Source organism: Serratia sp. BFP-2025 (assembly GCF_050880365.1).
Classification (GTDB): Bacteria; Pseudomonadota; Gammaproteobacteria; order Enterobacterales; family Enterobacteriaceae; genus Serratia; species Serratia surfactantfaciens.
In genome coordinates, this window is record NZ_JBPAFV010000001.1 from 614,906 (window position 1) to 628,856 (window position 13,951).

The 13,951-nt window shown below is 59.3% G+C and carries 13 protein-coding genes; 6 read left to right on the forward strand and 7 right to left on the reverse strand.

Annotated features, from left to right (window positions below; all coding sequences use genetic code 11):
• Positions 1–112: 112 nt before the first annotated feature.
• The 3 genes from ACRAWE_RS02925 to puuR all read right to left on the reverse strand — a co-directional run bounded on the left by ACRAWE_RS02925 (position 113) and on the right by puuR (position 3,331).
• A complete protein-coding gene (locus ACRAWE_RS02925) occupies positions 113–1,108 on the reverse strand; it encodes an ABC transporter permease (RefSeq protein ID WP_432524719.1) in 996 nt (331 codons plus the stop codon).
• Entirely contained in the window at positions 1,105–2,616 is a 1,512-nt protein-coding gene (locus tag ACRAWE_RS02930) for a sugar ABC transporter ATP-binding protein (protein WP_432524721.1), read from the reverse strand. The genes ACRAWE_RS02925 and ACRAWE_RS02930 overlap by 4 nt, the downstream gene beginning before the upstream one ends.
• A 157-nt stretch (positions 2,617–2,773) precedes the next feature.
• Entirely contained in the window at positions 2,774–3,331 is a 558-nt protein-coding gene (gene puuR / locus ACRAWE_RS02935) for an HTH-type transcriptional regulator PuuR (protein ID WP_055317221.1), read from the reverse strand.
• 395 nt (positions 3,332–3,726) lie between these two features.
• Between puuR and ACRAWE_RS02940 the strand changes: the two genes are divergently transcribed.
• Together ACRAWE_RS02940 and ACRAWE_RS02945 are read left to right on the forward strand one after the other, a co-directional pair.
• A complete protein-coding gene (locus ACRAWE_RS02940) occupies positions 3,727–5,145 on the forward strand; it encodes a glutamine synthetase family protein (protein ID WP_211129741.1) in 1,419 nt (472 codons plus the stop codon).
• Positions 5,146–5,680: 535 nt separating this feature from the next.
• Complete coding sequence (locus ACRAWE_RS02945; protein WP_019453602.1) at positions 5,681–7,048, forward strand: APC family permease; 1,368 nt, start codon at positions 5,681–5,683, stop codon at positions 7,046–7,048.
• 69 nt (positions 7,049–7,117) lie between these two features.
• Here the strand turns inward: ACRAWE_RS02945 and sbcB are convergent, their stop codons facing one another.
• The 3 genes from sbcB to ACRAWE_RS02960 form a co-directional block, all read right to left on the reverse strand.
• Positions 7,118–8,545, reverse strand: a complete 1,428-nt coding sequence (gene sbcB / locus ACRAWE_RS02950) for an exodeoxyribonuclease I (RefSeq protein ID WP_019453601.1) — start codon at positions 8,543–8,545, stop codon at positions 7,118–7,120.
• A gap of 90 nt (positions 8,546–8,635) precedes the next feature.
• A complete protein-coding gene (locus ACRAWE_RS02955) occupies positions 8,636–8,824 on the reverse strand; it encodes a DNA polymerase III subunit theta (protein ID WP_019453600.1) in 189 nt (62 codons plus the stop codon).
• 54 nt (positions 8,825–8,878) lie between these two features.
• Positions 8,879–9,085, reverse strand: coding sequence for a hypothetical protein (locus ACRAWE_RS02960; protein ID WP_432524725.1), 207 nt, complete (start codon positions 9,083–9,085; stop codon positions 8,879–8,881).
• A gap of 258 nt (positions 9,086–9,343) precedes the next feature.
• Here ACRAWE_RS02960 and ACRAWE_RS02965 point away from each other — a divergent pair, with 258 nt between their 5' ends.
• A complete protein-coding gene (locus ACRAWE_RS02965) occupies positions 9,344–10,453 on the forward strand; it encodes an SDR family oxidoreductase (RefSeq protein WP_197668043.1) in 1,110 nt (369 codons plus the stop codon).
• Between the two features lie 36 nt (positions 10,454–10,489).
• Here ACRAWE_RS02965 and ACRAWE_RS02970 read toward each other — a convergent pair whose 3' ends face one another.
• Positions 10,490–11,236 carry a S24 family peptidase gene (locus ACRAWE_RS02970; protein ID WP_019453597.1) on the reverse strand — a complete coding sequence of 249 codons (747 nt, stop codon included), beginning with the start codon at positions 11,234–11,236 and terminating at the stop codon, positions 10,490–10,492.
• A gap of 176 nt (positions 11,237–11,412) precedes the next feature.
• Between ACRAWE_RS02970 and ACRAWE_RS02975 the strand changes: the two genes are divergently transcribed.
• From ACRAWE_RS02975 to tmaR, 3 genes are all read left to right on the forward strand, one after another.
• Positions 11,413–12,180 carry an N-acetylmuramoyl-L-alanine amidase gene (locus tag ACRAWE_RS02975; protein WP_309530502.1) on the forward strand — a complete coding sequence of 256 codons (768 nt, stop codon included), beginning with the start codon at positions 11,413–11,415 and terminating at the stop codon, positions 12,178–12,180.
• A gap of 94 nt (positions 12,181–12,274) precedes the next feature.
• Complete coding sequence (locus tag ACRAWE_RS02980) at positions 12,275–13,342, forward strand: FUSC family protein (RefSeq protein ID WP_019453595.1); 1,068 nt, start codon at positions 12,275–12,277, stop codon at positions 13,340–13,342.
• 160 nt (positions 13,343–13,502) lie between these two features.
• A complete protein-coding gene (gene tmaR / locus ACRAWE_RS02985; protein ID WP_004935612.1) occupies positions 13,503–13,820 on the forward strand; it encodes a PTS system regulator TmaR in 318 nt (105 codons plus the stop codon).
• The last annotated feature ends 131 nt before the right edge of the window (positions 13,821–13,951 follow it).

Sequence of the window (13,951 nt, forward strand, 5' to 3'; positions counted from 1 at the left end):
ATGTAAACGCTAATGATAATTCATATCATTTGTATGCTTGTTATTCTGACGGGAAAGAGTAACCGGATGAATTAAAGGGAAAAGCGGCGCAGCGGACGTGCGCCGGAGAGGATCAGCGTTTCTGGATATAGGTGATGGCCAGCGCCAGCGCCAACACCAGGCCTTTGATAATGTCCATGGCGTAGTAGGGCACCGAGAGCATCACCAGGCCGTTTTGCAGCACGCCGAGGATCACCGCGCCGATCAGGGTGCCGAGCGCATTGGGTTTGCCGGAGCCGGCCAGCGAGAAGCCGATGTAGGCCGCCGCCACCGCATCCATCAGATAGCCGCCGCCGGCGTTGACCTGCGAAGAACCGATACGTGACGCCAACAGGATGCCGCCAAGCGCCGCCAGCCAAGAAGAAATGACGTAAGCGGCCACCCTGTAACGTACGGTGCGAATGCCCGACAGGCGCGCAGCCTCGGGGTTGCCGCCGATGGCATACATGCGGCGGCCGTGCTTGGTCAGCGACAGGAACAGCTGCACCGCCACGGTGACCGCCAGCATGATCAGCACGATCACCGGCACCTGACCGAGGGCGGAAAACATCTCCGGGATCAGGCCTTCCGCCATGTCGCCGTTCGGCAGCACCATGTTTTGGGTGATGGAGCCGCCGTAGCTGTAGGTCATCGCCACGCCCTGGATCACGAACAGGCTGGCCAGCGTCGCCAGCATATCGGGAATTCTGAACACCACAATCAGCAGGGCGTTGAACAGGCCGACCAGCGTGCACAGCAACAGCGTCACCACAATGGCGCCGGTGGTGTCGAACCCGTGCCAGACGAACAGCGAAATCACCAGCGCGTTGGCCAACGAGGCGGTCGAACCGACCGACAGATCGAAACCGCCGACCGACAGCGAGAGAGAGACGCCGATGGCGATCACCGTCACGATGGCGATCGAACGCAGGATATTGATGATGTTGTTGGCGTCGAGAAAGTTGTCCGACGCCAGGCCGAACAGGGCGATCAGCGCCGCGACGGTCAGCAGCATGCCCCATTTGTAGAGGAAATCGAACAGCTGTTGACGCCAGGGCAGCGCTGGCCGCAGGGCAAATTCTTTACTCACGCAGGGGTTCCTCCGGTGGAATAGAGCAATAAGGTTTCTTCGTCGATGTCGGCGGCGTGCAGCTCCGCCACGATGCGGCCGTCCCACAGCACGCAGATGCGATCGCACAGGCCAACCAGTTCGGCAAACTCGCCGGAGGCGTAAATCACGCCTTTGCCGGCGCGCGCCAGGCCGTCGATCAGGCTGAACAGTTCCCGCTTGGCCTTGATGTCCACGCCCTTGGTCGGCTCATCGAAGATCAGCACCTCGGCGTCGCCGCGTAGCCATTTGCCGATCGCCACTTTTTGTTGATTGCCGCCGGACAGGCGCGCCAGCCGCTGTTGCGGGCCGGAGGCGCGAATGTTCAGGCGCTGCATGATCTCGCGCGCCCAGCGCAGTTCCTGTCGCCGGCTGAACAGGCTCCAGCGCGAGAAGCTGTCGTCGGCGCTGACGCTCAGGTTCATCGGGATCGCCTCATCGATAAAAATGCCTTCTTTGCGGCGCTCTTCCGGCACCAGCGCCAATCCCTGTTCGACCGACAGATGCGGCGCGCGCGGCGCCCAGGGTTGCCCGCGCAGTTCGCCGCGCTCGAGCTGCACGGCGCTGGCGCCGAACAGCGCTTTGCACAGCTCGGTTTTGCCCGATCCGGCCAGCCCGGCGATGCCGAGGATCTCGCCTTCATGCAGCCGCAGCGAAACGTCGCGCAGCTTGTGGCGATCGCGTAAGCCTTGCACCTGCAGCAGCGTTCGCTCAGGGTGCGGCGGGCGCGGCGGCGGGAAAATGTCGTCCAGCCGATGGCCGAGCATCTTTTCGACGATCTGTTCGCCGCTCAGCCCGCGCATGGCGTCTTCGCTGACGCGGCGGCCGTCGCGCAGCACCGTCAGCCGATCGCAAATGTCGCTCAGTTCGTGGATGCGGTGGGAAATGAACACGATGCCGATACCTTCGGATTGCAGGCGGCGCACCACGTTAAACAGGCGCTCGCTCTCGGCGCGATCGAGCGGCGCGGTCGGCTCGTCGAGCACCAGAAAACGGCAGCGGTGTGACAGCGCGCGCGCCAGCAGCACCTGCTGTTTTTCCGCCAGCGTACAGTCTGCCAGGCGTTTGCGCGGGTTGAGCGGCAGCGCCCATTGCTGCAACAGCTGCGCGGCGCGGCGGTGCAGCTCCGCCCAGTTCAGCCAATGCCCCGGCTCGTTCAGCCAGTCCAGCATGATGTTCTCCGCCACCGACAGCGTGGGGATCAGCGCGACGTCGACCTCTTGCTGCACCACGTGAATGCCGTGGCGGCGCGCCTGCAGCGGAGAGTGGATCGCCACCGCCTGGCCGTCGATCAGGATTTCGCCGCGATAATGATCGTGGGCGCCGGAGAGGATCGCCATCAGCGTCGACTTGCCTGCGCCGTTGGCGCCGACCAGCGCATGGATTGAGCCGCCCTGCAGCGTGAAGTCCACGTCTTGCAGCGCGTTAAAGCCGGCGAAGGCGATCGAGATATTGCGCATCTCGAGGCGTGAAGGCGTTGCGGTTGACATAGGGTATTAAGGCCGTTTAGATGTTTAGATGGCTGTTTTGTTCTGTTGTAACACAGATTGCGCCGTTGGCAACCAACAAAATGGCATAACGGAGATGAAAAAAGCGTTGGCGGGCTGGGGCGCAACCCGCGTCAGGCTGCGCCGGTGCGAGAAGCGGTCAGAAGGTGGTGGGGGTGTGTGCGCTGACGATGCGGCAGATGCGCGCCGACGTATTGCTGAAGCTGTGCGGGATGCCGGTGTTGATGGCGTAACTCTGGCCGGCGCTCAGGCAGTAGCTCTGGCCGTTGATGGTCAGCACGATTTCGCCTTCCAGCAGGGTGCCGATCTCTTCTCCCTGATGCTTGATCTTTTCGCCGGTGGTGGTGCCGGGCTGGTAGGTTTCCAGCATCATCGCCAGGTTGCGCGTCGGGCTGCCGTTATGCACCAGTTTCATCGACACCCCCTGGCTGCCGATCTCAATCAGGTCCTCGGCGTCGATCACCACGCGCGGCTCGTCGGCGGCTTCCGGTTCGGCAAAGAATTCCGACAGCGACAGACCATAGACCTTCAGCAGCTTTTGCAGCGTGCTGATGGCCGGGCTGACCTTGTCCTGTTCGATGGTGCTGATCGCACTGTGGGTTAACCCGGACAGTTCGGCGACCCGGCGCTGCGACAAACCCAATTGCTGACGGATCTGCGACAGGCGCTTGCCCGGTGCCAAGCTGGCTTCGCTCATAGCGGTACTTCCTTCTGGTAGGGGCGACAGGCAGAAATGAATATCGGTATCGGGCGCCTGTCTGGGCGATAACGATGCTGCATGATATCGGTAGTTAGGGCGAGTTTGGAAAATATATTGCCCATGCTCACCTTCAGCGCGGCGGACAAAATAGTTGACGTGAAAATGGCGGCAAGGCCTTTTCGGTCAATATTTTATCAATTTAGCAGCCGGCGGCGAATAATCAAACAGGATTGTAACATTTGCAAACCAATTCTGTTAAGGCTATGTTTCATATTGTGGATGTTATTTTGAGCGCCCAGCAGCGGCGCGGCCTGGCGAGAAATCCTATCATGTGTTGAATCGAACGGCGGACGGGCGCCAGCGCGCCTTCAGAGCATAATGGCGGGTGACGTATGCAAACCAATAGCGCAGCAGTTGAACATTTTGCACAGCATCATGAAGAGAGGCGAAGTAGCGCGTTCCAAAATGAGGTCGCTCATTATTTGGAACGCCATCCCGCCACGCAGTATGTCGATATCCTTCTCACCGATCTTAATGGTTCCTTCCGCGGCAAACGCATACCCGTCTCAGGGTTGAAAAAACTGGAAAAAGGCAGCTACTTCCCCGCGTCGGTGTTCGCTATGGACATCCTCGGCAACGTGGTGGAGGAGACCGGTCTTGGGCAGGAGCTCGGCGAACCGGACCGCGTGTGCCTGCCGGTGCCGGGCTCGCTGACCCCCTCGGCCGCCGATCCTGAGCACATCGGCCAGGTGCTGCTGACCATGCTGGACGAAGATGGCACTCCCTTTGACGTTGAACCCCGCAATGTGCTGAATCGCGTGTGGCAGGCGCTGCGACAGCGCGGCTTGTTCCCGATGGCAGCGGTAGAGCTGGAGTTTTATCTCATCGATCGGCAGCGGGACGCGGAAGGCGATCTGCAGCCGCCGTGCGCGCCCGGCACCCAGGAGCGCAACACCCAAAGCCAGGTGTATTCCGTCGATAACCTCAACCATTTCGCCGAGGTGCTGAACGATATCGACGCGCTGGCGAAGCTGCAGGGGCTGCCGGCGGACGGCGCGGTGGCGGAGGCCTCACCGGGGCAGTTTGAGGTCAACCTGCGGCATACCGACGATATCTTGCTGGCCTGCGACCATGCGCTGGCGCTGAAACGGCTGGTGCGGCTGGTGGCCGAGAATCACGGCATGCACGCCACCTTTATGGCCAAACCCTATGAGGATTACGCCGGCAGCGGCATGCATGTGCATGTCAGCATGCAGGACGGCGCCGGCAATAACCTGTTCGCCGACGCCGAAGGCGAGGATTCGCCGCTGTTGGAGCAGACGCTGGCCGGGATGATCACCCTGATGCCGGCGTCGATGGCGCTGCTGGCGCCGAACGTCAACGCCTACCGGCGCTTCCAGCCGGGGATGTATGTGCCTATCCAGGCTTCCTGGGGCCACAACAACCGCACCGTGGCGCTGCGCATTCCCTGCGGGGAGGCGGAGAACCGCCGGGTGGAGTATCGCGTGGCGGGCGCCGACGCCAATCCGTATCTGGTAATGGCGGCGATCCTGGCCGGCATGCTGTATGGGCTGGACACCGCGTTGCCGTTGCCTGCACCGGTAACCGGCAACGGGCTGGAGCAAGAGGGGCTGCCGCTGCCGATACGTCAGAGCGACGCGCTGTACGAGTTTGAACACCAGCGCGCGCTGACGCACTATCTCGGCGAGCGCTTCACCCACGTCTACCACGCCTGCAAGACCGACGAGCTGCTGCAGTTTGAACGGCGAGTGACGGAGACCGAGATCGACTGGATGTTGAAAAATGCCTGAATAGGCGTATAAAGTAAGAGGTATGTGCGGGCGACCAGCCTGCCGGTAGCGGATTAATTCGCCTGCCGGGCTGGTTTTCCGTTCGATCGACAAAAAGAATTTGTATTTGAGGGTTTCCGGATCTTGTCATCCGGAGGCATTCTGGTGCAAAATATCTCAAATGCAGATAGCCGACGTTTTGAAAGCGTCGGTTATTTTTTTTGCATTAAGTTTTACCAACGTAGCGTTTCATACACCAAGCGAGGCCGGACACCGATCCGGATAGATAAATAGTTTCGTGCACGATCAAACAAAACTTTATGGTCGTGACTCATGAGGATTAGAAAGATGGGGCAATTTTTCACTTTAGCACCGGTGCCCGCCGGTTTCCGCTGTGGCCGCAGCGACTATGGAGCAGCCGAGGTTACCTCGACCCGTTATCCAGCTTACAATCCCCTTCTTTTAGAATTAAGTCGCTCGTTGCGAAGTTTCCCCGCAACCTTAAGTCTTGGCGTGTCCGCCATCCGCAAGGCTCAAGGTAAGGGGGGGCTGACCAATGTCCGATAACACCATCAACGCCGCTCCGGCTCAGCGCACTCAGCTGCGTAAAACCCTGACTTTAGTTCCGGTAGTGATGATGGGCCTGGCTTATCTGCAGCCAATGACCATTTTCGATACCTTCGGCATCGTATCCGGCCTGACCGATGGTCACGTCGCGACCGCGTACGCCTTCGCTCTGCTGGCGATCCTGTTTACCGCCCTGAGCTACGGCAAACTGGTGAAGAAATTCCCTTCCGCCGGTTCTGCCTACACCTACGCCCAGAAAGCCATCAGCCCGCACGTCGGCTTTATGGTGGGCTGGTCATCGCTGCTGGACTACCTGTTCATGCCGATGATCAACATTTTGCTGGCCAAGATTTACCTGGAAGCGATCTTCCCGGGCGTTCCGTCCTGGATCTTCGTGGCGGTGCTGGTCGGGTTGATGACGATTTTCAACCTGCGCGGCATCAAGCTGGTGGCCAACCTGAACTCCATCATCGTGGTGGTGCAGGTGGCGATCATGATCGTGTTCCTCGGCCTGGTGATCAACGGCATCTACCACGGCGAAGGCGCCGGTACGCTGGTCAGCAGCCGTCCGTTCTGGTCCGATAACGCACACGTGGTGCCGATGATTACCGGCGCGACCATCCTGTGCTTCTCGTTCCTGGGCTTCGACGGCATCAGCTCGCTGTCCGAAGAGACCAAAGACGCGGAAAAAGTGATCCCGAAAGCCATCTTCCTGACGGCGCTGATCGGCGGCATCATCTTTATCGTGGTGTCTTACTTCGTGCAGCTGTACTTCCCGGACATCTCGCGCTTCAAGGATCCTGACGCGTCGCAGCCTGAAATCATGCTGTACGTGGCGGGCAAGTTCTTCCAGTCGGTGATCCTGGTGTTCTCTTGCGTGACGGTATTGGCGTCAGGCATGGCGGCGCACGCGGGCGTTTCGCGTCTGATGTACGTGATGGGCCGCGACGGCGTGTTCCCGACCCGCTTCTTCGGCTATGTGCATCCGAAGTGGCGTACCCCGGCGCTGAACGTGCTGCTGGTTGGCGCCATCGCGCTGTCCGCGGTGTCGTTTGACCTGGTGACCGCGACCGCGCTGATCAACTTCGGTGCGCTGGTGGCCTTCACCTTCGTCAACCTGTCGGTGATCTCGCAGTTCTATATTCGCGACAAGATGAACCGCACCGTGAAGGACACGTTCAACTACCTGATCCTGCCGGTGATGGGCGCACTGACCGTCGGCGCGCTGTGGATCAACCTGGAAGCCAGCTCGATGACGCTGGGCCTGGTTTGGGCGACCATCGGTCTGATCTACCTGGCCGTCGTTACCCGCAGCTTCCGCCTGCCGGTGCCGCAAGCGAGCGAAGACGCCGCCTAAGCGCGAGCCGTTTCCTCAGCCACAAAAAAGGCCGCATTCGCGGCCTTTTTCTTTTCTGCTGCTGCGGGGTTACCCCACCAATTCTTTGCCGTAATCGAACAGCGCTTTCAGCAGGGCGGTTTTCTCTTTGTCGCCTTCGTGCAGGTTATACAGCGATTCCAACTGCAGCAGGTAACTTTGCACGCGCTCCGCGCTCAAGGCTTCCTGACGGTGCTGCAGCCAGCGGCGCTGTTCGGCGTCGTCCAGCGTATTCGGGTAGTTGCGCGCGCGGAAACGGAACAGCAGCTCTTTCATGCGGCCGTCGTTGAAGGCCAAATCCAGCGCCGGCAGGTTTTGCGGTTTGGTCTGCTGGATAATCTTCATCGCCGCCTTGTCGGCGTCGCTGAAGAAGCCGTCATACAACCGGGCGTCGACGTCGTCGGAGCCCTTGAACGGCTCGGCTTCGGCGAACAGCGCCACCACTTTCTCGCGCACTTCCGGGTGCTGTTTCAGCAGCTGCAGGTTTTGCAGGCAGGCCTGGCGATCGATGCCCAGCCGCTCGGCGTTCTCCGGCAGCAGGGTTTTGGCCGGCGCCAGCACCGGGCATTTGTTGATGTGCACCAGCTTGATCGGCACCGGCGCCTGATCCGGTGCCAGATCGTCGCGGCGGGTGTACAGCCTTTCCCGCAGTTGCTCGGCGCTCAGCGTCAGCAGTGGCGTCATATCGCCGGCCAGATCGCACATGATCACCGCATTCTTGTTGTCCGGATGCCAGGCCAGCGGCGACACCCAGCTGGTGTTGCCGCGCGCCGCGCCGAACATACCGGAGACATGCACCAGCGGCGTCATGTCGGCAACGTCGATCAGAGCGTTCAGCTTGTGCTTGTTGCGGTGCTGCAACAGGAAATCGAACAGCCGCGGCTGCGCCTGCTTGACCAGCTTGGCCATGGCGATGGTGGCGTAAACGTCCGACATCGCGTCGTGAGCCTGCGTGTGCTCGACGCCGTTGGCGCGCGTCAGGTGTTCGAGGCGGAAGCTGGGGAAGCCGTCTTCATTTTCCGGCCAGACGATGCCATCCGGGCGCAGGGCGTAGCAGGCGCGCATCACATCCAGCAGATCCCAGCGCGAGTTACCGTTTTGCCAGCTGTAGGCATAGGGATCGTAGAAGTTGCGGTAGAAGATATTGCGGCTGACTTCGTCATCGAAGCGGATGTTGTTGTAACCGAGAATACAGGTGCCGGCCACGCTGAAGGCCTGATGAATTTGACGGGTGAACTCGGCCTCGTTAACGCCTTTGGCGCGCGCCACCTGCGGGGTGATGCCGGTGATCATCACCGCCTCGGGTTCCGGCAGGTAGTCGTCGGCCGGGGCGCAGTAGATGACCAGCGGCTCTTCGATAATGTTGAAATCCATATCGGTGCGCACGCCGGCGAACTGCGCCGGGCGGTCCAGCGACGGGCTCTTGCCGAAGGTTTCGTAATCGTGAATGTAAAATGTGGCCGTTGCCTTGCTGCTCAAAATCGCGTCTCTTCAGTGGCGGATACAATATGCTCCTATTGTAACGGCGTGGGGAGCGATGCCAAGCGGCGGTTAGCGAAATGCGCGCAATTACGCACGACGATAGTAATCCAGCCGTTGATGAAAGTAGGGGAGCAGGTGGTCGGGGATCTGTTGTTCGGTTTCCGCCTGGGTCGAAGCGATGCCGTAGCGTTCGTTGTAGATCACGCTGATGGCCAGCAAATCGGTTTCTATCTGTTCACGTTGCGCTTGCGGTAAGCTATCCAGCTTTCGAGCCATCGTTATCTCCCTGTTAACCTTAGGGCATAATAGGATCGTTAGCGGATATTGTCCCTACCCATTCCGGGGGGCGGTCAGCACCTGGGCGTTGGGTTGCTGGCAAGGGGCCACGCTGTGGCGAGCGGCGAACTCGCTCTCCGGGTGGTGCGCGCCGAGCCGCTCAGTCCGGTTATACAGCGAACAGGCGCCGCCGATCACCGCCACCCAAAACAGGGTGCACAGCAGTAAAACCCCCAACCAGGCTTTTTGGTTATAGGTCATAAGTCCTCCACGGACGAGAAGAGAAATAACATTGACCGTTAAATTAAATCAGGGGCTGCATCAATGGTATTTAAACAGTAGGGATTAATCGCAATGGTTGCCCGACTCTTTTGTTACTAAATCCATGACGGATGTTTCAAAAGATTCCTTAAGATAATATTAAGAAGAGTGAGTCAGGGTGCCGTAATTCTATTTAATATTTGTTTAATTATCCGCAGATACAATCTTCCACATTCAATACCAATGTGGGTGACAATTATGAAAACGCTACTGTTGACCGGCGCTACCGGCTTTCTCGGTGGTGCAGTTCTCGAAAAATTATTGATTGAAAATCAGTCTATTAATTATCTTTTACTGGTGCGCGCCGATGATGCGCAGCAAGGGCTGGCCCGTATTCGCGCGAATATGGAAAAGTTTAATATCGACGCGAACCTGCTTTCTAAAATCACGATAGAAAATATATTGTTGGGCGATCTTTCCGAGCCGGCCGAGTTTTTAACTGACGCACGCATTAACAATGTCACGCACGTTATTAACTGTGCGGCCGTTGCATCATTTGGTAATAACCCGCTCATTTGGAAGGTAAACGTGGAAGGCACCCTGGCCTTTGCCGAAAGAATGGCGCAGGTGCCGGGGTTAAAACGTTTCCTGCACGTCGGCACCGCCATGTCCTGTTCGCCGGAACCGGGTTCGCTGGTGGCGGAGAGCGGCGAGTTTGAGGAGGACGCCGAGCACCTGGTGGAATATACGCGTTCCAAATCCACCATCGAACAGCTGATGCGCCAACGCTGCCCGCAAATGCCGCTGACCATCGCGCGTCCGTCGATCGTGGTGGGGCACACTCGCCTGGGCTGTCAGCCTTCCAGCAGCATTTTCTGGGTATTCGGCATGGCGCTGATGCTGCGCAAGTTCATGTGCTCGCTGCAGGACAATATCGACGTGATCCCGGCGGACTACTGTGCGGATGCGCTGGTGATGCTGATGAACAGCGAAACGCTGGAGAACGACGTTTATCACATCTCCGCCGGCGTAGAGAGCAGCGTCAGCTTTGCCGAAATTGACAACGCCATGGCGGCGGCGCTGGAAAAAGCGCCGGTGGGCGATGAGTATGCGCAGGTAACCTACGACGCGCTGGTGAAAATGCGCCGGCAGCTGAAAGACATTTTCGGCCCGTGCAACGAGCGGCTGATGCTGAAGGCGATGCGCCTGTACGGATCGTTCGCCATGCTCAACGTGCGTTTCAGCAACGAGAAGATCCTCAAGCTGGGCATGCCGAAACCGCCGCGTTTCACCGACTACATCGCCGGTTGCGTGCAGTCGACCCGCGGATTGTCTATCCAGCAGCAGATGGTGGTGGACTTCAAGTAACCGCCGGGCGCAACGGGCGCCCGACGTTGTCGTCCGTTACCAGGACGAAGACGACCAGAAGACGCGGCCGAGCACCACCAGTTGCTCTTTGCGCTGCTGATAGCTGAGATGCTCGTCCTGGTACTCTTCCCGGTTGAGGGAGCGGATGATAACGCCGCCGTCCGGCTGTTCGATCAGCACCTTCACCCGCAGCAAATTGCCGTGGCGGATGGCGTAGGTCTTGCCTTCGCGAATGCGCGTGTCGTCGGTGTTGATGCCGACCACGTCGCCATCCTGCAGGCGCGGCTCCATGCTGGAGCCGGAGATGCGGATGATGCGCGCGGCGTTGACCGCTACCCCCATCTTGTGCAGATAGTAACGGCGAAAGATCAGCGAGAACTCCTCGCGATCGACGATTTCGTAGCAGCCGTCGCCGGCGGAAAAATCGATATCCAGCAGCGGGATCTCCACAAACTCTTCCTTGTCTTGTTCGGTATCTTCCCATACCACCGGTTTCAAACGGGCGGGTTGGAAGTCCGACTCCGCCGCCACGTTGTCAAACGGGCGCACCAGCTGCTTTTCATGAAATACGTCGAACCAGCCTTTAGGCAAATTCAGCCTGGCCTCGATCCGCCTGGCCAGATTGTCGCCAAGATTGCGGGAGGATTTTTCCCCGATGATTTGGCTCAGCGTTGGCGCGGAAGATTCAACCAGCGTGGCGAACTCATTCTGGTTGACGCCTTGCCGGGCGTAGCGGGCCATCAATTCGCGCAGATTGTTGCGCCTGATTTCTTTAGTTTCCATCGTTTGATGATCGCACTCTTTAGCAAAAAGGTAAATAACGGTTTTGCTAAAAAACACTTGCGCATGATTTAGCAATTAGCTAAAACAGAAAGGGTGAGCCGAAGGTTCACCTGTGCGGGGCGGCCTGTCATGATGAGGGGCCGCTCAGTGAAATCAAACGAGAGAGGGACTTTACGATGTACAAGATTGATTACAATAGCTACCGATCGGTCGCCAGCTTCGGCCACCGCGTGCGCTTTCTGGTGCTGCACTACACGGCGCAAAACTTCGCCGACTCGGTGAAGTCATTGACCGGAAAATCGGTCAGCGCGCACTATTTGGTGCCGGATCCGACCGAGGCCACCTATCAGGCCGCCGGCTTCAACGGCGTGCGCATTTTCAACCTGGTGGACGAGAACGAACGCGCCTGGCATGCCGGTACCAGCCAGTGGGGCACCCGCAGCAACATCAACGACACCTCGATCGGCATCGAGATCGTTAACCTGGCGAGCGGCGACGGTGGGAACATCACCTTCCCGCCGTTCAACCCGCAGCAGATCGAGGCGGTCACCCAGCTGGCGCAGAACATCCTGCAGCGTTATCCGGACATCTCGCCGGTGAACGTGGTGGCGCACTCCGACATCGCGCCGGGCCGCAAGAGCGATCCGGGCCCGCAGTTCCCGTGGCAGCAGCTGTATCAGGCCGGCGTCGGCGCCTGGTATGACGAAGCGACCAAGCAGCAGCGCCAGCAGGAATATTGCAGCCAGGGGCTGCCGGCGCAGGCCGAGCTGTTGAAACTGTTCGCCCAATACGGCTACGACACCTCGGCGGCGAACACCGCAGAAGGCTATCGCCAGCTGGTGCGCGCGTTCCAGCTGCACTTCCGTCAGCAGAAGTATGACGGCGTGATGGATGTGGAGACCGCCGCCGTTCTGCGCGCGCTGGTCGACAAATACGTCGCCTGAGCCTGAGTGCGAATGAGGGACGCCTCATTCGCCTTTTCCTTGTCGCGCTTCCTCCGTTAAAATAGCGGCCTGGCTGGTACTTATCGGAGGCATCGTGCGCCTCGATCGAAAAATCTCTTCCCTTGAGCTGCTGACCTATCGCCATTATCGCGTCGTCCACGGCGTGCGCATCGGGCTGGCGTTTATCCTGACTTTTCTGCTGATCCGCCTGCTGGCGGTGCCTGAAGGCACCTGGCCGTTGATCACCCTGGTGGTGGTGATGGGGCCGATCTCGTTTTGGGGCAACGTGCTGCAGCGGGCGCTGCAACGTATCGCCGGTACGGTGTTCGGCGCCGTTTCCGGCCTGATCGCCCTCTACCTCGAGCTCTATTCGCTGCCGCTGATGCTGGCATGGTGCGGCGTGGTGATGTTCGTCTGCGGTTACCTGACGCTCGGCAAACGGCCGTATATGGCGCTATTGGTGGGGATCACGCTGGCGGTGGTGTGCGGCGCGGGCGCCGGCGACATGCACACCGCGCTGTGGCGCAGCGGCGACGTGATCTTCGGTTCGCTGCTGGCGCTGCTGTTTACCAGCATCTACCCGCAACGCGCCTACATTCTGTGGCGCATGCAAATGGCGGACTGCCTGCAAACCGCCGCCCGCATCTACGGCGCCTATTTTTCACCGAACGTCATTGAGCGGCCGCGGCTGGAGCCGCAGCTCAAGGATTTGTTGAATCAGGTGGTGAAGCTGCGCAGCCTGATCGTGCCCGCCAGCAAGGAGACCCGCATTCCCAAAACGGTGTTCGAAGCGGTGCAAACCCTCAGCCGCAATCTGGTGTGCACGCTGGAACTGATGGCCGACGCCTACTGGGCCTCGCGCGAAACGCACTTCATCATGCTGAACGCCCGCACGCTGCGCAGCACCCAATTGCTGACGTTGAGCTCGCTGGAATCGCTGGCGCTGCTGATGCGCGAAGGGCCTCAGGCGCAGCGGCAGGCGGCGGCGGGGCAGTTGGCGGAGATCGCCGGCGAGCTGAAAACGCTGATGCAGGAGGTTAGCCTCGGCCAGCACGGCGAAGCGCCGATTTACGGCTATGTCTGGCTCAGCATGGAGCTGGCGCAACAGCTGGAAGAGTTAGGGGATCTGCTCCAGGTTTGCACCGCCGCCGGGCGTGAATAAGGGGTCAGATCATGAAGGTGGCGCTTTGGGTTTTGGCCGCCGGGGCAAAGTGGGTAAGATAAGGCAATCACTGTTGTGCCGGACCGCCACAAACCTGTATCTTGGTGCCATGTGGCCGTAAGCAAATGAATCTGTGTATTACTAAAGCAAGGGTATAAAGATGGATAATGCAAATAAGCCGAGTTTCCAGGACGTGCTGGAGTTTGTGCGTATGTTCCGCCGCAAAAACAAACTGCAACGCGAGATCGTCGACAACGAAAAGAAAATTCGTGATAACCAGAAGCGCGTGCTGCTGCTCGACAACCTGAGTGAGTACATCAAGCCCGGCATGAGCATTGAAGACATTCAGGGCATCATCGCCAACATGCGCAGCGACTACGAAGATCGCGTTGATGACTACATCATCAAAAATGCCGATCTGTCCAAAGAACGCCGCGAGCTGTCCAAAAAGCTGAAGGCGATGGGCGAAGTGAAGTAAATCGCCTTATCGGGCCGGGCGTCCTGCCTGGCCCGTATCGCTATCCCACCTGCTAACACTGCCGTTTTCGTTGGGGCGTTCCCCGGCGGCCGAAGGCGCCTCCCCATCCTGCCCGATCGGCAGGTGACCGC

What these genes read in the sequence shown, in the direction of transcription:
- ACRAWE_RS02930 (WP_432524721.1), bottom strand. Translation starts at nt 2,616, where the DNA reads ATGTCAACCGCAACGCCTTCACGCCTCGAGATGCGCAATATCTCGATC.
- puuR (WP_055317221.1), bottom strand. Translation starts at nt 3,331, where the DNA reads ATGAGCGAAGCCAGCTTGGCACCGGGCAAGCGCCTGTCGCAGATCCGT.
- ACRAWE_RS02940 (WP_211129741.1), top strand. Translation starts at nt 3,727, where the DNA reads ATGCAAACCAATAGCGCAGCAGTTGAACATTTTGCACAGCATCATGAA.
- ACRAWE_RS02945 (WP_019453602.1), top strand. Translation starts at nt 5,681, where the DNA reads ATGTCCGATAACACCATCAACGCCGCTCCGGCTCAGCGCACTCAGCTG.
- ACRAWE_RS02955 (WP_019453600.1), bottom strand. Translation starts at nt 8,824, where the DNA reads ATGGCTCGAAAGCTGGATAGCTTACCGCAAGCGCAACGTGAACAGATA.
- ACRAWE_RS02960 (WP_432524725.1), bottom strand. Translation starts at nt 9,085, where the DNA reads ATGACCTATAACCAAAAAGCCTGGTTGGGGGTTTTACTGCTGTGCACC.
- ACRAWE_RS02965 (WP_197668043.1), top strand. Translation starts at nt 9,344, where the DNA reads ATGAAAACGCTACTGTTGACCGGCGCTACCGGCTTTCTCGGTGGTGCA.
- ACRAWE_RS02970 (WP_019453597.1), bottom strand. Translation starts at nt 11,236, where the DNA reads ATGGAAACTAAAGAAATCAGGCGCAACAATCTGCGCGAATTGATGGCC.
- ACRAWE_RS02975 (WP_309530502.1), top strand. Translation starts at nt 11,413, where the DNA reads ATGTACAAGATTGATTACAATAGCTACCGATCGGTCGCCAGCTTCGGC.
- tmaR (WP_004935612.1), top strand. Translation starts at nt 13,503, where the DNA reads ATGGATAATGCAAATAAGCCGAGTTTCCAGGACGTGCTGGAGTTTGTG.